Genomic DNA, 18,254 nt, shown 5'->3' with positions numbered 1-18,254 from the left:
CAAGAATGGGCGGGTGACCCGCGCTTCCCTGAACAAGCAGCCGCACGAAGTCGCCTCGATGTTCGACGACGTGGCGGAACGGTACGACCTGACCAACGACGTGCTGTCGCTCGGCCAGGACCGGGTGTGGCGCAAGGAGGTCGCCAGGGCCGTCGACGCCCGCCCCGCCCAGAAGATCCTGGACCTGGCGGCGGGCACGGCCACCTCGTCGCTGCCCTTCGCCCGCACCGGCGCCTACGTCGTGCCCTGCGACTTCTCGCTCGGGATGCTCCAGGTCGGCAAGCGCAAGCACACCTGGTTGCCGTTCACCGCGGGCGATGCGACCAAGCTGCCCTTCAAGGACGACACCTTCGACGCCGTCACGATCTCCTTCGGGCTGCGCAACGTCCAGGACACCGACTCCGCACTGCGCGAGATGTACCGGGTGACCAGGCCCGGCGGCCGGGTCGTGATCTGCGAGTTCTCGCACCCGACCTGGGCGCCCTTCCGGACCGTCTACACCGAGTACCTGATGCGCGCCCTGCCGCCGGTCGCCCGCGCGGTCTCCTCCAACCCCGACGCGTACGTCTACCTCGCCGAGTCCATCCGCGCCTGGCCCGACCAGCCGGCCCTGGCGGAACGCCTCCAGAAGGCGGGCTGGTCGAAGGTGGCCTGGCGGAACCTGACGGGCGGGATCGTGGCACTGCACCGGGGCGTCAAGGAGAGCTGAGCGGCTTTCCGGGAAGCCTTGGTGCAAGCCTCGGCCCGCGTCAGCCGAATCCCGTCGTACAGCGCACGGCGTACGGGTCGCCCGGCTCGTCCAGCTCGCGCTGGAGGCCACCCCTGGGGGGCTTCGGGACGCGGGGTTCATGGACGCCTCCACCGCCCTCACCCGGGCCGCGGTCGAACCAGACGTACACCACCGAGTCCCGCGGCACCTCCGCCCCGGCCTGCGGGTACTGGCGTACGACATAGTCGACGACGGCCAGGTGGAAGTCCTTCCGATCCGGCGCGTTGATGAACAGACCCTGCGCCTGGGCCGACTCGCGCGCGTCCATGGCCATGAGTCCGACCAGACGCGGTACGCGCACTTCGGGCGTCTTGGGTGTTATGTGCACAGATGTCACCCCCAGCGGTACTGGCAGGGTAACTCCGGCCTCGCACCGGCCGGAAGTGCCGGGTTTCGTTCTGTAGCAGTCCGCTACCGTGCGTGAGATTTCCGCAGGGGGAGCCGGAAGCACAGTGCGTCCTCCGGGAGCCGGGGGTGCGGGAAGGTCTCCGCGAGCTCCATTCCGAGCCGCTTGGTGACCGCGATCGACCGTTCGTTTCCGGGTCTGACCATCGCGACCACGTCGGTGACGCCCGCCGCCCTGATCCGCTCCAGGGTCATCTGCCCGGCCGCCGTGGCGTACCCCTTGCCCCAGTAGTCCCGCCCGAGCCGCCAGCCGATCTCGATCTCACCGACCGGTCCCCAGTCCCGCGGCCATGGCTGGGCGCCGGTGAAGCCGATGACCTGCCCGTTCTCGTCGACCATGGTCCACAGGCAGAATCCCAGCTCGGCGTCGTGCCGGCGCTGGCGCGCGGTGAGCTCCTCGTAGACGGACAGCTCCGCGGGCTTCCCGCCGTGGAACTCCATGACGTCCGGGTCGTCGAAGATCCTGTGCCAGGCGAGCGCGTCCTCGTCGGTGGGGACGCGCAGCCGTACTACGGGCAGAGCTCGGTTCACTGGGGCAGCCCTTCAGCCGGGTGATCAATTCTGCTGAATAGACTGCCCATGTCCAGTGCCGGTCGGCACGCGGATTCCGAACTTGATTCCGTACCTGTGTCCGAACTTGATCCGAGCTTGGGGAGATCCCGCCGTGACCGAGCCCCTGTCCGAGAACACCGCCGATGTCATCGTCGTCGGCGCGGGGCCGGCCGGCTCCACCACCGCGTACTACCTCGCCAAGGCCGGACTCGACGTACTCCTCCTGGAGAAGACCGAGTTCCCGCGCGAGAAGGTCTGCGGCGACGGCCTCACCCCGCGTGCCACGAAACAGCTCATCGCCATGGGCATCGACGTCTCCGAAGAGGCCGGCTGGCTGCGGAACAAGGGCCTTCGGATCATCGGCGGCGGTGTGCGCCTCCAGCTGGACTGGCCGGATCTCGCCTCCTTCCCGGACTACGGCCTCGTCCGCAAGCGCGACGACTTCGACGAGCAGCTCGCCCGCCAGGCCCAGAAGGCGGGGGCGCGGCTGTTCGAGCGGTGCAACGTCGGTGCCCCGATCACCGACGACCGCACGGGCCGTATCACGGGCGTCCACGCGAAACTGGGCGAGGACAAGCGTGAAGTCACCTTCCACGCGCCCCTGGTGGTCGCCGCCGACGGCAACTCCACCCGGCTCTCCCTCGCGATGGGCCTGCACCGCCGCGAGGACCGCCCGATGGGCGTGGCCGTACGGACGTACTTCGAGTCCCCCCGCCACGAGGACGACTACCTGGAGTCCTGGCTGGAGCTGTGGGACCGGCGCGGGCCCGGCGAGGACCGCCTCCTGCCCGGCTACGGCTGGATCTTCGGCATGGGCGACGGCACCTCGAACGTCGGTCTGGGCGTCCTGAACACCTCCGACTCCTTCAAGGAGCTCGACTGGCGCGAGGTGCTGAAGGCCTGGTGCGCCTCCATGCCGGAGGAGTGGGGCTACACCCCCGACAACATGACCGGCCCGATCCGCGGTGCCGCGCTTCCCATGGCCTTCAACCGCCAGCCCCACTACACCAAGGGCCTGCTGCTGGTCGGCGACGCCGGCGGCCTGGTGAACCCCTTCAACGGCGAGGGCATCGCCTACGCCATGGAGTCCGGCCAGATCGCCGCCGACGTCATCGTCCAGGCCCAGGCGCGCTCCACCCCCGCGGGGCGGGAGATGGCGCTCCAGCGCTACCCGCGCGTGCTGAAGGACACCTACGGCGGCTACTACACGCTGGGCCGCGCCTTCGTGAAGCTCATCGGCAACCCGAAGGTCATGAAGATCGCGGCCCAGCGCGGGCTGACCCACCCGGTGCTCATGAAGTTCACCCTGAAGATGCTCGCCAACCTCACCGACCCCACGGGCGGCGACGCGATGGACCGGATCATCAACGGGCTGAGCAAGGTGGCGCCGAAGGCGTGACAGGGGCCCCTCGACCGGAGCACCGTGGAGGAATGGACGTAGGGGTCGCGCTACCTGTCTTCGTCATCCTCATCGCGGTGTCGGTGTGGGCACTGGTCCACTCCCTCAGGCGCTGACCGTGCCCTGACCGCCCTTCAGCGCCTCGATGTTGGCAGCCCGGCGGGCGAACACCTCGTCCCGCCGGTCCGCCGCCTGCCGCAGCGCGTCCCGGCGCTCGCGCCTGGTCAGCCGGTCGAGATACACGCGTCCGTTCACATGGTCGGTCTCGTGCTCCAGACAGCGCGCGAAGTACCCGGTCCCCTCGATCACGAGCGGCTCGCCGTCCTTGTCGAACCCGCGCACCACGGCCCGGTCCGGACGCGGTACGTCCATGACGGCGCCCGGCACCGACAGACACCCCTCGCCGTCGTCGAGCAGCCTGCGCCCGGCCGGGTCGAGCCGGTCGAGGACCGGGTTGACGATGTGCCCGACATGCCGGACACCGTCGTCGTCCGGGCAGTCGTAGACGAACAACCGCAGATCGACGTCGACCTGGTTGGCCGCGAGGCCCGCCCCTTCCGCGATGTACATCGTCAGGAACATGTCGTCGATCAGCGCGGAGAGGTCGGGACCGAACTCGGTCACGTCCCGGCACGGCTTGTGCAGGATCTCCTCGCCGGCCTCGGTGATACGGCGGACCTTGCCGCGTCGGGCCTCGGGAGCGAGCCGTGGATACGCGTCGGCGGGCCTGCCTTGGACGAACACACTGGGCATGGTGATCTCTCCTGTGGTGTGAGGATGCTGTGGGCGGTCGGGCAACGGGGTTCCGGCCTCCGGAGCCCCTCCCTACCCTCCGTTGCCCATGACAACAGAACACATCCAACAGCCCCAGCAGCAGACCGGCCACACCCGCAGACGGTTCCTGACAAGGGCCGGGGGAGCGGCGGTCGCGTTAGGCACCGTGGGGGCGGGCAGGGCGGTCGCCGCTCCGTCCGGCCCACGCGTCGCCGTCCTCGGCGGCGGGGTCTCCGGTCTCAGCGCCGCCCACGAACTCGCCGAACGCGGCTACGCCGTCACTGTCTACGAGTACTACGACGCCCTCGGCGGCAAGGCCCGCTCGATGCCCGCCCCGGGAACGGGCACGGGCGGCCGCGCCGACCTCCCCGCCGAGCACGGCTTCCGGTTCTTCCCCGGCTTCTACCGCAATCTGCCCGACACCCTGCGCCGCATCCCCTTCCCCGGCAACGCGAACGGCGTCCACGACAACCTCCGCAGCGGCACCGAGGCCCTGTTCGCCCGCGCGGGCGGCCGCCCCGACCTGCACTTCCCGCTGCGCCGCGTCACCACCCCGCCCGCCCCCGGCGATCTCACCCCGTCCTGGATCCGCGACCAGATCCTCTCCGTCCTCGACCTCGGCACCCGCCTGCCCGCCCACGAGGCCGCCTACTTCGCCGACCGTCTCCTGGTCCACCTCACCAGCTGCGACGCCCGCCGCGAGGACCAGTGGGAGAAGGTCGCCTGGTGGGACTTCATCCGCGCCGAGGAGATGAGCGAGGAGTACCGCACGCTCCTCGGCATCGGCCAGACCCGCAACCTCGTCGCCACCCGCGCGGAGGTCGCCTCCACCCGCACGGTCGGCCGCGTCATCATCGAGGCCCTCCTCCTGTGGGGCCTGCTCGGCCGCGGCATGGACGGCGACGCCGACATCGACCGCGTCCTGAACGCCCCCACCAGCGAGGCCTGGATCGACCCCTGGGAACGGCATCTGCGCTCCCTCGGCGTCGAGTTCGTCCTCGGCACCCAGGTCCGCGAGATCCGCTACGACGGCGGACGGGTGACCGGCGTCCACGTCTCGGCCCGCGACGGCGGCGACGACCGTACCGTCACCGCCGACCACTACGTCTGCGCCCTCCCGGTCGAGCACGCGCGCGTGACGTGGGGCCCGGCCCTGCGCGCGGCCGACCCGCAGCTCGCGCGCTGCGACGCGTTGGAGACGGACTGGATGACCGGGGTGATGTTCTACCTCCGCACGCCCACACCGGTCGTGCACGGCCACATCAACTGCCTCGACTCACCCTGGTCGGTGACCGGCGTCGGACAGGCGCAGTTCTGGGACGGACGGGACTTTCCGCGCGACTACGGCGACGGACGGGCCCGGGACTGCCTCTCGGCGATCATCTCGGAGTGGGACAAGCCCGGCATCCTGTACGGCAAGACGGCCAAGGAATGCACGAAGGAGGAGGTCGTCGCCGAGCTCTGGGCCCAACTGAAGGACGGTCTCAACGACTCCGGCAGGACGACCCTGCGGGACGAGGACCGTCTGGGCTGGTTCATGGACCCGGCTGTGACGGGTCTGGGTGGCCCCGAGCCGCAGAACCGCGAGCAGCTCCTCGTCCACCCCACGGGCACGCTCCACAACCGCCCCTCGGCGCGCACAGCGGTCCCGAACCTCTTCCTCGCCGGCGACTACATCCGCACGGACGTGGACCTGGCGTCGATGGAAGGCGCCAACGAGTCCGCCCGGCTCGCGGTCAACGCGCTGCTGGAAGCGGACCATTCGGACACCGAGCGGTGCCGGGTGTGGGAGCTCTACCGGCCCCCGGAGCTGGAACCCCTGAAACGGGTCGACGAGGTGCGCCACCGCCTCGGTCTGCCCAACACCTTCGACCTGGGGTGAGTTTCGCCCCGGTATGAGTCGGAAGGGCCGCTGCCCCCGAGCGGCTGCGGCCCTTACCTGGCTGTGCTACCGGTGTCAGAGCACCCGCACCGCGCCGGTCGGCGGGTCGTAGGACATCGGCTTCTCGGCGACACCCGTCGAGGGGTTCTGCGCGCCGACGAACATGCCGTCACCGACGTACACCGCCACGTGGTACGCGCTGCCCGCGCTACCCCAGTACAGGATGTCGCCCGGCTGCAGGTTGCTCAGCGAGACCTGGGTGCCGGCCGTCGACTGGTCCTGCGAGACGCGCGGCAGGTCGATGCCCACCTGCTTGAAGGCGGTCTGGACCAGGCCGGAGCAGTCCCACCCCCCGGAGCCGGTGCCGCCGGAGATGTAGGCGTCACCGATCTGCGCCTTCACGAAGGCGATGACCGCCGCGGCCGAACCGGTGGCCGTGGACGAGCTCGTGGAGACACTGGCGCTCGCCGAGGCGGACAGGGTGGCCCGCGCGGAGCTGCGGGACGCGGCCTCCTCGGCGGCGGCCCTGCGTGCCTCCTCGGCCTTCTTCTTGGCTTCGGCCTTCTTCTTGGCCTCCGCGAGGTCCGCCTTGGCCTGCTTTGCGGCGGTTGCGGCGGCCGCGTCACGCTCGGCCTGCAGCTGGTAGTTCGCGGCTGCCTGCTGCATCGCGTCGGCGGACTCGGCCACCTGGCTGCCCAGGTCGGCCGAGAGGGTGGGCAGTTCGAGGGTCTGCGTCGTCGACTCGGCGGCGAACGCCTGAGCCGACGCGCCCGCCGCTGCCATGCTGAGTACGCCACCGGCGACTCCGGCACGCACGGCGATCGAAGTCGTCGCGCTGCGGCGGGGTTTCCGGTGGCTGCGTATGTGAGCGGTGTGGGACATGGGACCAACTGGTATCAGGGGCTCCTCCATACCTTCAAGAAACGTGGGCTGCGCCACAGTTGTTCAATCGACGGCCCGAATCCCTGCTGCTCCGCTCTTTATTGACGCCGTAACGGACATTGCGGACGCACGTGATCAAGCCTGTGATCATGGCTTTTCGTTGTTCCGTCCTAATTGCCCCGCATCTACCATCGGTTGAGGCAGTTGGCCAAGCCCCCTTCATGGGGAGCTCTCACGCGTGTGGCGGAGGTCACGCAACGGTTACGGCGATGCGTGCGTCCGGAGGGGGTCGCCGCTCGTGAATGTGTGCACGCGTCCACATCCGGCCTCGCCCCTCCTACTGATGTGTGAATGCGGCGCACTACCAAGCAGTCGCGTCCAGCGCCAATTTGCATGCAGGGGAACTCTCTTGATATGGAGACGCCTCTCCCGACCTGCGCCGGCTAGCGGAAATGTCACCTCTGGTGATCACTCGGACGCTTCACGTACGAAGATCACCGCTGATCCGCCTTCATGATCCTTCGTCAGGTGGTGGAGATCACAAAGCTTGTGCAATACCCCGTGTCGCAGATCACAGACCGGCGGGCATAGGATGCGGGTGAGTTGGGCTTGTGACCTGCTTCACATGTTCGCGATCTTCGTCGGGACGGACGGAGGTCACAGGGACGTATGAGTCGGGTGTGAGTCCGATGCCATCGCCAGCAGTCAGTGCCGACTGAGAGGAGCGAGGAGCGGTGAACGCCTATGCGCCCATCCTCGTACTGGGAGCCCTCGGGGCAGGCTTTGCGATCTTCTCCGTGGTCATGGCCACGCTGATCGGTCCGAAGCGGTACAACCGGGCCAAGCTCGAGGCCTACGAGTGCGGCATCGAGCCGACCCCCACGCCGGCCGGCGGCGGGCGCTTCCCCATCAAGTACTACCTGACGGCGATGCTCTTCATCGTCTTCGACATCGAGATCGTCTTCCTCTACCCCTGGGCCGTCACCTTCGACGCCCTGGGTGTTTTCGGGCTCGTGGAGATGCTGCTCTTCGTGCTCACCGTCTTCGTCGCGTACGCGTACGTATGGCGGCGCGGCGGCCTGGAATGGGACTGAGGGGCCTTTAACTCATGGGACTCGAAGAAAAGCTGCCGAGCGGCTTCCTGCTGACCACCGTCGAGCAGGCCGCGGGCTGGGTGCGCAAGGCGTCCGTCTTCCCGGCCACCTTCGGCCTCGCTTGCTGTGCCATCGAGATGATGACCACGGGAGCCGGACGCTACGACCTGGCCCGCTTCGGCATGGAGGTCTTCCGCGGCTCACCCCGCCAGGCCGACCTCATGATCGTCGCCGGCCGGGTCAGCCAGAAGATGGCGCCGGTGCTCAGGCAGGTCTACGACCAGATGCCGAACCCCAAGTGGGTGATCTCCATGGGGGTCTGCGCCTCCTCGGGCGGCATGTTCAACAACTACGCGATCGTGCAGGGCGTCGACCACATCGTCCCGGTCGACATCTATCTGCCCGGCTGCCCGCCACGGCCCGAGATGCTGATGGACGCCATTCTCAAGCTCCACCAGAAGATCCAGTCCTCCAAGCTCGGCGTGAACGCCGAGGAGGCGGCCCGCGAGGCGGAGGAGGCGGCGCTCAAGGCCCTGCCCACGATCGAGATGAAGGGGCTGCTGCGGTGAGCGACGCGAACGGTGTCAACGGGGCGTCGAACGGGGTGAACCCCGAGAAGGACCTCGGCGCCTCCAACCTCCCCGGCCAGCGCGGCGACGGCGGCGAGGAGATCCGCGTCCAGCGCGGCATGTTCGGTGCCAACAACGGCGGCGACACCTCCGGCTACGGCGGCCTGGTCCGCTCGATCAGGCTCCCCGGGGCGGCCGCCCGCCCCTACGGCGGCTGGTTCGACGAGGTCGCCGACGAGCTGGAGGGCGCGCTGGAGGAGCAGGGGCTGCTCCCCGACAACGCCATCGAGAAGACGGTCGTCGACCGCGGCGAGATCACCTTCCACATCGAGCGCGAGCACCTGCTGCGTGTCGCGCGGACCCTGCGCGACGACCCGGCCCTGCGCTTCGAGCTCTGCACCGGCGTCAGCGGGGTCCACTACCTCCACGACAAGGGCCGCGAGCTGCACGCCGTCTACCACCTGCGCTCGATCACCCACAACCGGCTGATCCGCCTGGAGGTCAGCGCCCCGGACGCCGATCCGCACATCCCGTCCCTGGTCTCGGTGTATCCGACCAACGACTGGCACGAGCGCGAGACCTACGACTTCTTCGGGATCGTCTTCGACGGTCACCCGGCCCTGACGCGGATCATGATGCCGGACGACTGGCAGGGCCACCCGCAGCGCAAGGACTACCCCCTCGGCGGCATCCCCGTCGAGTACAAGGGCGCCCAGATCCCGGCTCCGGACCAGCGGAGGTCGTACTCGTGAGCACTTCCCACGCCTCTCCCCGTGAGACCACGGAAGGCACCGTATACACGGTCACCGGTGGTGACTGGGACGAGGTCGTCCAGTCCGCGGCCCGGGCCGACGACGAGCGCATCGTCGTCAACATGGGCCCACAGCACCCCTCCACCCACGGAGTGCTCCGCCTGATCCTGGAGATCGACGGCGAGACGGTCACCGAGGCCCGCTGCGGCATCGGCTATCTCCACACCGGCATCGAGAAGAACCTCGAGTTCCGCACGTGGACGCAGGGCACCACGTTCGTGACGCGCATGGACTACCTGACGTCCTTCTTCAACGAGACCGCCTACTGTCTCGCCGTCGAGAAGCTCCTCGGCATCGAGGACCAGATCCCCGACCGGGCCGAGATCATCCGGGTGCTCCTGATGGAGCTGAACCGGCTCTCCTCGCACCTGGTGTGCATCGCCACCGGCGGCATGGAACTCGGCGCCACCACGATCATGATCTACGGATTCCGTGATCGTGAAATGATTCTCGACATCTACGAGCTCATCACGGGCCTGCGGATGAACCACGCGTACATCCGCCCCGGCGGACTCGCGCAGGACCTGCCGCCCGGCGCGGTGGACCACATCCGCGAGTTCGTGAAGAAGATGAAGAAGAACCTCCCGGAGTACGACAAGCTCGCCACCGGGAACCCCATCTTCAAGGCCCGTATGCAGGACGTCGGCTACCTGGACCTGGCGGGCTGCATGGCCCTCGGTGCCACCGGGCCCATCCTGCGCTCCACCGGTCTGCCGCACGACCTGCGCAAGTCGCAGCCCTACTGCGGCTACGAGACGTACGAGTTCGACGTCCCGACCGCCGACACCTGCGACTCCTACGGCCGCTTCCTCATCCGCCTGGAGGAGATGCGCCAGTCGCTGAGGATCGTCGAGCAGTGCCTGGACCGGCTCCAGCCGGGACCGGTCATGGTCGCCGACAAGAAGATCGCCTGGCCCGCCCAGCTCGCGCTCGGCCCCGACGGGCTCGGCAACTCCCTCGACCACATCAAGAAGATCATGGGCACCTCCATGGAGGCCCTGATCCACCACTTCAAGCTGGTCACCGAGGGCTTCCGCGTCCCGCCGGGACAGGCGTACGCGGCCGTCGAGTCACCCAAGGGCGAACTCGGGGTGCACGCCGTGTCCGACGGCGGCACCCGCCCCTTCCGGGTCCACTTCCGCGACCCGTCCTTCACCAACCTTCAGGCCATGGCGGCGATGTGCGAGGGCGGCCAGGTCGCCGACGTCATCGTCGCTGTCGCGTCCATCGACCCCGTGATGGGAGGCGTCGACCGGTGACCACGAGTTCTTCCGAGCGGGGCGTCAGCCTGGGCATGCCCGAACTGCCCGCACCCGCTTACCCGGACGACGTCCGAGCCCGTCTGGAGGCGGACGCGCGCGAGATCATCGCCCGCTACCCGGACTCCCGCTCGGCACTCCTGCCGTTGCTGCATCTCGTGCAGTCGGAGGAGGGCCATGTCACGCGCACCGGGATGCAGTTCTGCGCTGACGTACTGGGGCTGACCACGGCCGAGGTCACCGCGGTGGCCACCTTCTACACCATGTACCGGCGCAAGCCGTCCGGTGACTATCAGGTGGGTGTCTGCACCAACACCCTCTGCGCGGTGATGGGCGGCGACGCGATCTTCTCGGAGCTCCAGGAGCACCTGGGCGTCGGCAACGGCGAGACCACCGACGACGGCAAGGTCACCCTGGAGCACATCGAGTGCAACGCGGCCTGCGACTTCGCGCCGGTCGTGATGGTCAACTGGGAGTTCTTCGACAACCAGACCCCGGCCACCGCCAAGCGCCTCGTCGACGACCTGCGCGCGGGGCGGCCGGTCGAGCCCACGCGCGGGGCGCCGATGTGCACCTTCAAGGAGACCGCGCGGATCCTCGCCGGCTTCCCCGACGAGCGGCCAGGAGCCGTCGAGGCGAGCGGCGGGGCGGGACCCGCGTCGCTGGTGGGCCTCCGCCTGGCCAGGGGAGAGGCCGCACCCGCGCGCGTGGTCCATCCGCGTGACGGCGCACCGCAGGACCGGGACGTCCACGAGCCGTCCCCGTCGGAGCACCTGAGTTCGCACGACGCGCCACAGGACACGTCGGCCTCCGACCCGGCCCATCCGGCCGGGCCCACCGCCGAGGAGGGGGAGTGATGACCTTGGCACCCGAACTGAAAGACACCAGCCCCGAGAAGCTGCTCGCACCCGTGCTGTCGGCCTTCTGGGACCAGGACAAGTCCTGGACGCTGGACGTCTACAAGAGGCACGAGGGGTACGAGGGACTCCGCAAGGCGCTCGCGATGTCGCCGGACGACCTGATCGCGTACGTCAAGGACTCCGGGCTGCGCGGCCGCGGCGGTGCGGGATTCCCCACCGGGATGAAATGGCAGTTCATTCCCCAGGGGGATGGAAAACCGCACTATCTAGTTGTCAACGCCGACGAATCGGAGCCCGGGACGTGCAAGGACATCCCGCTCCTCTTCGCGAACCCGCATAGCCTCATCGAGGGCATGATCATCGCGTGTTATGCCATCAGGTCTTCGCATGCCTTCATCTATCTGCGCGGTGAAGTCGTCCCTGTGCTGCGGCGGTTGCACTCGGCCGTGAGCGAGGCCTATGCGGCCGGCTACCTCGGACAGAACATCCTGGGCAGCGGCCTCGATCTCGACATCACCGTGCACGCCGGCGCCGGGGCGTACATCTGCGGTGAGGAGACCGCACTGCTCGACTCGCTCGAAGGCCGCCGTGGTCAACCGCGGCTCCGTCCCCCCTTTCCTGCGGTCGCAGGCCTCTACGCCTGCCCGACTGTTGTAAATAACGTGGAGTCGATCGCGTCAGTTCCCGCGATTCTCCAAAGAGGGAAAGACTGGTTCAGGTCGATGGGCAGCGAGAAGGCCCCGGGCTTCACGCTCTATTCGCTCAGCGGCCATGTCGCCAGCCCCGGCCAGTACGAGGCCCCGCTCGGCATCACACTCCGCCAGCTGCTGGAGATGAGCGGCGGGATGCGGCCGGGTCACCGGCTGAAGTTCTGGACGCCGGGTGGCTCCTCCACGCCGATGTTCACCGACGAGCACCTCGACGTCCCCCTCGACTACGAGGGCGTCGGCGCCGCCGGTTCCATGCTCGGCACCAAGGCGCTGCAGTGCTTCGACGAGACGACCTGCGTGGTCCGCGCCGTCACCCGCTGGACCGAGTTCTACGCCCACGAGTCCTGCGGCAAGTGCACCCCGTGCCGCGAAGGGACGTACTGGCTCGTGCAGTTGCTGCGCGACATCGAGGCCGGCAAGGGCGTCATGTCCGACCTCGACAAGCTGAACGACATCGCCGACAACATCAACGGCAAGTCGTTCTGCGCCCTCGGCGACGGTGCCGCCTCGCCGATCTTCTCCTCGCTCAAGTACTTCCGCGAGGAGTACGAGCAGCACATCACGGGCCGTGGCTGCCCCTTCGACCCGGCCAAGTCGACGGTCTGGGCCGACTCCCGCACGGAGGTGAACGCATGACCGTGACCACCAACGCTCCCACAGGCGGGGGAGAGGCGGCGGTCCCGCCGGAGGATCTCGTCTCGCTGACGATCGACGGCGCCGAGATCAGCGTGCCCAAGGGCACCCTGGTCATCCGGGCCGCCGAAGAACTCGGCATCGAGATCCCCCGCTTCTGCGACCACCCCCTCCTCGACCCGGCCGGCGCCTGCCGCCAGTGCATCGTCGAGGTCGAGGGCCAGCGAAAGCCGATGGCCTCCTGCACCATCACCTGCACCGACGGCATGGTGGTGAAGACCCACCTCACCTCGCCGGTCGCCGAGAAGGCCCAGCACGGTGTGATGGAACTCCTCCTCATCAACCACCCGCTGGACTGCCCGGTCTGCGACAAGGGCGGCGAGTGCCCCCTGCAGAACCAGGCCATGTCACACGGCCAGGCCGAGTCCCGCTTCGAGGGCAAGAAGCGGACCTACGAGAAGCCCGTCCCGATCTCCACCCAGGTGCTGCTCGACCGCGAGCGGTGCGTGCTGTGCGCCCGCTGCACCCGCTTCTCCAACCAGGTCGCGGGCGACCCCATGATCGAACTGATCGAGCGGGGCGCGCTCCAGCAGGTCGGCACCGGCGAGGGCGACCCCTTCGAGTCGTACTTCTCCGGCAACACCATCCAGATCTGCCCGGTCGGCGCGCTCACCTCGGCGGCGTACCGATTCCGCTCCCGCCCCTTCGACCTGGTGTCCTCCCCGAGCGTGTGCGAGCACTGCTCCGGCGGCTGCGCCACCCGCACCGACCACCGGCGCGGCAAGGTCATGCGCAAGCTCGCCGCCAACGACCCCGAGGTCAACGAGGAGTGGATCTGCGACAAGGGGCGCTTCGCCTTCCGGTACGCGCAGCAGCGTGACCGGCTGGAGACGCCCCTGGTGCGCAACCCCGAGGGCGAACTCGTACCGGCCTCCTGGCCGGAAGCGCTCCAGATCGCCGCCCAGGGGCTGCTCGCCTCACGCGGCCGGGCCGGGGTCCTCACCGGCGGCCGCCTCACCATCGAGGACGCCTACGCGTACAGCAAGTTCACGCGCGTGGCGCTCGACACCAACGACATCGACTTCCGCGCGCGCGTGCACAGCAGCGAGGAGGCCGACTTCCTCGCCGCGCGGGTCGCCGGCCGTGGCCGCGACCTCGACGGTACGGGCGTCACGTACACCGCGCTGGAGAAGGCGCCGGCGGTCCTGCTGGTCGGGTTCGAGGCCGAGGAGGAGGCGCCCGGCGTCTTCCTGAGGCTGCGCAAGGCCTGGCGCAAGCACGGCCAGAAGGTGTTCTCCCTCGCCACGTACGCCACCCGCGGTCTGGAGAAGGCGGGCGGCACGCTGCTGCCCGCCGCCCCCGGCACCGAGACCGAGTGGCTGGACGCCCTGGCCGGCGGAGTCGGCCTGGAGGACGACGGCAGCAGGGCCTCCGAAGCGCTGCGCACCGCCGGCGCGGTGATCGTGGTGGGCGAGCGGCTGGCCGCGGTGAAGGGCGGACTGACAGCCGCCGTTCGAGCCGCCTCGGCGACCGGCGCGCAGTTGGTGTGGATCCCGCGGCGGGCCGGAGAGCGCGGCGCCGTCGAGGCGGGCGCGCTGCCCTCGCTCCTGCCGGGCGGCCGTCCGGCCACCGACCCGCGCGCGCGTGAGGAGGTCGCCGCGGTCTGGGGCGTGGCCGATCTCCCGCACCGCTACGGGCGGGACACCGGCCAGATCGTCGACGCGGCGGCCTCCGGCGAACTCCAGGCCCTGGTGGTCGCGGGCGTCGAGATCGCGGACCTGCCCGATCCGGCACGCGCGCGTGAAGCGCTCCAGGAGGTCGGGTTCGTGGTGTCGCTGGAACTGCGGCCCGGTGAGGTCACCGAGCACGCGGACGTCGTCCTGCCGGTGGCCGCGGTCGCCGAGAAGGCCGGCACCTTCCTCAACTGGGAGGGCAGGGTGCGCTTCTTCGAGGCCGCGCTCAAGCCCGACCAGATGACCCGCAACCTCGCACCCACCGACGCGCGGGTCCTCCAGATGGTGGCCGACGCCATGGACGTACACCTGGGTCTGCCGGATCTGCGCACCACGCGCGCGGAGATCGATCGGCTCGGCCCCTGGGACGGGCCACGCGGCACCGAACCCCTGGAGACCGGCGCCCAGTTGCCGCGGCCCGCCGCCGGAGAGGCCGTGCTGGCCGGACATCGGCTGCTGCTCGACCAGGGTCTCCTTCAGCAGGGTGACGAGGCGCTCGCCGGGACCCGGCACGCGGCACGCGCGCGTGTGTCGTCCGCGACGGCCGCTGAGGCGGGCGTCAAGGAAGGCGACCTCCTCGCGGTGACCGGCAAGACCGGCGTCGTCGAACTGCCGTTGCAGATCACCGAGATGCCCGACCGCGTGGTCTGGCTCCCGCTGAACTCCACCGGCGGGGGCGTCGCCTCCGACGCCGGGATGCGGCCCGGCTCCCTCGTCCACATCGGCCCGGCCACGCTCGCAGCCGAAGCCCCCACGGAGGTGGAGGCATGAGCCCGTACCTCGCCGCGGAAGACCTCTCGATGTTCGGCACCGACCCCTGGTGGCTCGTCGTCATCAAGGCCGTCTTCTGCTTCGCCTTCCTGATGGTGACCGTGCTGTTCTCCATCGTGTGGGAGCGCAAGGTCGTCGCCTGGATGCAGCTGCGCATCGGCCCCAACCGGCACGGCCCCTGGGGCATGCTCCAGTCGCTCGCCGACGGCATCAAGCTGATGCTGAAGGAAGACGTCATCGTCAAGCGCGCGGACAAGGTCGTCTACGTCCTCGCGCCGATCGTCGCGGCCATCCCGGCCTTCATGGCGATCGCGGTGATCCCCTTCGGTCCGGCCGGCAACGAGATCTCGATCTTCGGCCACCGCACCGCGATGCAGCTCACCGACCTGCCCATCGCGATGCTCTACATCCTCGCGGTCGCCTCGGTCGGCATCTACGGCATCGTCCTGGCCGGCTGGAGCTCCGGGTCGACGTACCCGCTCCTCGGTGGCCTGCGCTCCTGCGCGCAGATGATCTCGTACGAGATCGCCATGGGCGCGGCCTTCGCCTCGGTGTTCCTCTACTCCGGGTCGATGTCGACCTCGGCGATCGTCGAGGCCCAGCAGGACCGCTGGTACATCATCCTGCTGCCGGTCTCCTTCATCATCTACGTCATCACCATGGTCGGCGAGACCAACCGCGCCCCCTTCGACATGCCGGAGTCCGAGGGCGACCTGGTCGGCGGCTTCAACACCGAGTACTCCTCGATCAAGTTCGCGATGTTCATGCTCGCCGAGTACGTGAACATGGTGACGGTCTCGGCCGTGACGACCACGCTCTTCCTCGGCGGCTGGCGGGCCCCCTGGCCCATCTCCACCTTCTGGGAGGGCGCCAACCACGGCTGGTGGCCGCTCCTCTGGTTCGTGATCAAGGTGCAACTGCTGCTGTTCTTCTTCATCTGGCTGCGCGGCACACTCCCTCGCGTGCGCTACGACCAGCTGATGAAGCTCGGCTGGAAGGTCCTCATCCCGGTCTCCGTGGTCTGGCTGATGCTCGTCGCGACCGTGCGGACCCTGCGCAACGAGAACTACGACTTCGCCGACATCGCCCTCTACATCGGTGGCGGAGTGCTGGTCCTGTTGCTGCTCTCCTTCGTCGCCGACATGTTCCGGGAGAAGCCGAAGGCGGCCGCCGAGACCGCCGCGGAACCGGCCGGATTCGACCCGATGGCGGGCGGATTCCCCGTCCCGCCGCTGCCCGGACAGGAGTTGCCGCCGGTGCCCAGGCGCCGCTCGCGCCAGGAGCGGGAGCTGATTGCCAGTGGCGGGCCCGATACTCAGAGTGACGGCGGATCTACGGATGGAAAGGAGGCGTCCGATGGCTGAGGAGCCGAAGGAGACCAAGCCCGGTTTCATGAACCCCGTCGCCGGCTTCGGCGTGACCTTCAAGGCCATGTTCAAGAAGCGGCTGACCGAGCAGTACCCGGAGCAGCAGAAGACCACCGCTCCGCGGTTCCACGGACGGCACCAGCTGAACCGCCATCCGGACGGCCTGGAGAAGTGCGTGGGCTGCGAGCTGTGCGCCTGGGCCTGCCCCGCCGACGCCATCTATGTCGAGGGCGCCGACAACACCGACGAGGAGCGCTACTCGCCCGGCGAGCGGTACGGCCGCGTCTACCAGATCAACTACGCCCGCTGCATCCTGTGCGGGCTGTGCATCGAGGCGTGCCCCACGCGCGCGCTGACGATGACCAACGAGTTCGAACTCGCCGACAGCAGTCGCGCCAACCTCATCTTCACCAAGGACCAGCTGCTCGCCGGTCTCGAAGAGGGCATGGTCGACTCGCCCCACGCGATCTACCCCGGCACCGACGAGCAGGACTACTACCGGGGCCTGGTGACCGAGGCCGCGCCCGGCACCGTGCCCCAGGTCGCCGTCTCCAAGGGCGAGGTGGTCCAGGAGGCCGACTCCACCTTCGGTGAGGACGAACCGGCGTCGGAGAAGGTGATCGGGCGATGACCGCACCCCTCCAGCTCGCCGCGGCCACTCTGGCTGCCGACACCTCCACCGGCGAGGCCTTCCAGTTCTGGGTCCTCGGCACCGTCGCCGTGATCGGCGCCCTGTGCACCGTCTTCATGAAGAAGGCCGTGCACAGCGCGCTCTGTCTCGCCGGCACCATGATCATCCTGGCGGTGTTCTACCTCGCCAACGGCGCCTACTTCCTCGGCGTCGTGCAGATCGTCGTCTACACCGGCGCGATCATGATGCTGTTCCTGTTCGTGGTGATGCTCGTCGGCGTGACCGCGGCGGACTCCCTGAAGGAGACCATCAGGGGCCAGCGTTGGCTGGCCCTGCTGTGCGGGCTCGGCTTCGGCATCCTGCTGTTCGCCGGTATCGGAAACGCCTCCCTCAACCAGTTCAACGGCCTCACCCAGGCCAACGCGGGCGGCAATGTGGAGGGCCTCGCGACCCTCATCTTCACCAAGTACGTCTTCGCCTTCGAGATCACCGGCGCCCTGCTGATCACGGCCGCCGTCGGCGCCATGGTGCTCACGCACCGCGAGCGCACCGAGCGCGCCCTGACCCAGCGGGAGATGGCCGAGAAGCGCGTCCGCGAGGGCAAGCACGTCCCGCCGCTGCCGGCTCCGGGGGTCTACGCCCGGCACAACGCGGTGGACATCGCGGGCCTGCTGCCGGACGGCACCCCCTCCGAGCTCACCGTCAGCAAGACGCTGCGCGAGCGCGGCCAGGTCAGGGACGTCTCGGCCGAGGCGCTCAACGACCTCAAGGCGCTGGAACAGCGCGCGGAGGAACGCCTGGAGCGGACCGAGATCGAACCGGCCACCTTCAAGAGGGAGGCGTCGAAGTGAACCCCGTCAACTACCTCTACCTCGCCGCCCTGTTGTTCACGATCGGCGCCACCGGCGTGCTGATCAGGCGCAACGCGATCGTCGTGTTCATGTGCATCGAGCTCATGCTCAACGCCTGCAACCTCGCGTTCGTCGCCTTCTCCCGGATGCACGGCAATCTCGACGGCCAGATCATCGCCTTCTTCACGATGGTCGTCGCCGCCGCGGAGGTCGTGGTCGGGCTCGCGATCATCGTGTCGCTGTTCCGTTCCCGCCACTCGGCCTCGGTCGACGACGCCAGCCTGATGAAGCTGTAAGGGGT

The 18,254-nt window shown here is 69.0% G+C and carries 18 protein-coding genes; 14 read left to right on the top strand and 4 right to left on the bottom strand.

From position 1 onward, the window contains the following. Positions 1-13: 13 nt before the first annotated feature. On the top strand, positions 14-709 hold the full coding sequence (locus tag AB0D34_RS42850) for a demethylmenaquinone methyltransferase (protein ID WP_362672502.1): 696 nt from the start codon (positions 14-16) through the stop codon (positions 707-709). Positions 710-749: 40 nt separating this feature from the next. Here AB0D34_RS42850 and AB0D34_RS42845 read toward each other — a convergent pair whose 3' ends face one another. Next, positions 750-1,070 carry a PASTA domain-containing protein gene (locus tag AB0D34_RS42845; RefSeq protein WP_362672534.1) on the bottom strand — a complete coding sequence of 107 codons (321 nt, stop codon included), beginning with the start codon at positions 1,068-1,070 and terminating at the stop codon, positions 750-752. 110 nt (positions 1,071-1,180) lie between these two features. Then, positions 1,181-1,705 (bottom strand): GNAT family N-acetyltransferase, encoded by a 525-nt coding sequence (locus tag AB0D34_RS42840; RefSeq protein WP_362672499.1) that lies wholly within the window; start codon positions 1,703-1,705, stop codon positions 1,181-1,183. Positions 1,706-1,838: 133 nt separating this feature from the next. Between AB0D34_RS42840 and AB0D34_RS42835 the strand changes: the two genes are divergently transcribed. Then, positions 1,839-3,125 (top strand): geranylgeranyl reductase family protein, encoded by a 1,287-nt coding sequence (locus AB0D34_RS42835; RefSeq protein ID WP_362672497.1) that lies wholly within the window; start codon positions 1,839-1,841, stop codon positions 3,123-3,125. Positions 3,126-3,230: 105 nt separating this feature from the next. On the opposite strand, the gene def is transcribed toward AB0D34_RS42835, so the two are convergent. Further along, on the bottom strand, positions 3,231-3,878 hold the full coding sequence (gene def, locus AB0D34_RS42830; RefSeq protein ID WP_362672494.1) for a peptide deformylase: 648 nt from the start codon (positions 3,876-3,878) through the stop codon (positions 3,231-3,233). A gap of 88 nt (positions 3,879-3,966) precedes the next feature. On the opposite strand from def, the gene AB0D34_RS42825 reads away from it, so the two are divergent. Beyond that, the gene (locus AB0D34_RS42825; protein WP_362672492.1) at positions 3,967-5,781 is read left to right on the top strand and encodes an FAD-dependent oxidoreductase; all 1,815 of its coding nucleotides are present in this window, start codon (positions 3,967-3,969) and stop codon (positions 5,779-5,781) included. A 75-nt stretch (positions 5,782-5,856) separates the two neighbouring features. Here AB0D34_RS42825 and AB0D34_RS42820 read toward each other — a convergent pair whose 3' ends face one another. Then, the gene (locus AB0D34_RS42820) at positions 5,857-6,663 is read right to left on the bottom strand and encodes a C40 family peptidase (RefSeq protein ID WP_362672489.1); all 807 of its coding nucleotides are present in this window, start codon (positions 6,661-6,663) and stop codon (positions 5,857-5,859) included. Between the two features lie 734 nt (positions 6,664-7,397). Here AB0D34_RS42820 and AB0D34_RS42815 point away from each other — a divergent pair. From AB0D34_RS42815 to nuoK, 11 genes are read left to right on the top strand one after another with little or no spacing between them, the layout of a single operon-like run. Continuing rightward, on the top strand, positions 7,398-7,757 hold the full coding sequence (locus AB0D34_RS42815; RefSeq protein WP_007383963.1) for an NADH-quinone oxidoreductase subunit A: 360 nt from the start codon (positions 7,398-7,400) through the stop codon (positions 7,755-7,757). 14 nt (positions 7,758-7,771) lie between these two features. Beyond that, a complete protein-coding gene (locus tag AB0D34_RS42810; protein WP_007383964.1) occupies positions 7,772-8,326 on the top strand; it encodes an NADH-quinone oxidoreductase subunit B in 555 nt (184 codons plus the stop codon). Then, positions 8,323-9,078: an NADH-quinone oxidoreductase subunit C gene (locus AB0D34_RS42805; RefSeq protein WP_362672487.1), complete on the top strand. Its 756-nt coding sequence runs from the start codon at positions 8,323-8,325 to the stop codon at positions 9,076-9,078. The genes AB0D34_RS42810 and AB0D34_RS42805 overlap by 4 nt, the downstream gene beginning before the upstream one ends. Next, entirely contained in the window at positions 9,075-10,397 is a 1,323-nt protein-coding gene (locus AB0D34_RS42800) for an NADH-quinone oxidoreductase subunit D (RefSeq protein ID WP_362672485.1), read from the top strand. The genes AB0D34_RS42805 and AB0D34_RS42800 overlap by 4 nt, the downstream gene beginning before the upstream one ends. Further along, a complete protein-coding gene (gene nuoE / locus AB0D34_RS42795) occupies positions 10,394-11,254 on the top strand; it encodes an NADH-quinone oxidoreductase subunit NuoE (protein ID WP_362672483.1) in 861 nt (286 codons plus the stop codon). Before AB0D34_RS42800 ends, nuoE begins: the two co-directional genes overlap by 4 nt. Continuing rightward, positions 11,254-12,603: an NADH-quinone oxidoreductase subunit NuoF gene (gene nuoF / locus AB0D34_RS42790; protein ID WP_362672480.1), complete on the top strand. Its 1,350-nt coding sequence runs from the start codon at positions 11,254-11,256 to the stop codon at positions 12,601-12,603. The genes nuoE and nuoF overlap by 1 nt, the downstream gene beginning before the upstream one ends. Continuing rightward, positions 12,600-15,104 carry an NADH-quinone oxidoreductase subunit G gene (locus AB0D34_RS42785; protein WP_362672477.1) on the top strand — a complete coding sequence of 835 codons (2,505 nt, stop codon included), beginning with the start codon at positions 12,600-12,602 and terminating at the stop codon, positions 15,102-15,104. The genes nuoF and AB0D34_RS42785 overlap by 4 nt, the downstream gene beginning before the upstream one ends. Continuing rightward, entirely contained in the window at positions 15,101-16,468 is a 1,368-nt protein-coding gene (gene nuoH, locus AB0D34_RS42780; protein ID WP_362672474.1) for an NADH-quinone oxidoreductase subunit NuoH, read from the top strand. Before AB0D34_RS42785 ends, nuoH begins: the two co-directional genes overlap by 4 nt. After that, the gene (nuoI, locus tag AB0D34_RS42775) at positions 16,461-17,102 is read left to right on the top strand and encodes an NADH-quinone oxidoreductase subunit NuoI (protein WP_362672472.1); all 642 of its coding nucleotides are present in this window, start codon (positions 16,461-16,463) and stop codon (positions 17,100-17,102) included. Before nuoH ends, nuoI begins: the two co-directional genes overlap by 8 nt. Further along, positions 17,099-17,953 (top strand): NADH-quinone oxidoreductase subunit J, encoded by an 855-nt coding sequence (locus tag AB0D34_RS42770; RefSeq protein ID WP_362672470.1) that lies wholly within the window; start codon positions 17,099-17,101, stop codon positions 17,951-17,953. Before nuoI ends, AB0D34_RS42770 begins: the two co-directional genes overlap by 4 nt. Beyond that, a complete protein-coding gene (gene nuoK / locus AB0D34_RS42765) occupies positions 17,950-18,249 on the top strand; it encodes an NADH-quinone oxidoreductase subunit NuoK (protein ID WP_003974374.1) in 300 nt (99 codons plus the stop codon). Before AB0D34_RS42770 ends, nuoK begins: the two co-directional genes overlap by 4 nt. The last annotated feature ends 5 nt before the right edge of the window (positions 18,250-18,254 follow it).

The organism is Streptomyces sp. NPDC048420, assembly GCF_040651535.1.
Lineage (GTDB): Bacteria > Actinomycetota > Actinomycetes > Streptomycetales > Streptomycetaceae > Streptomyces.
The sequence above is the reverse complement of the archived record's forward strand: the minus strand, read 5'-3'. Positions and strand labels throughout refer to the sequence as shown.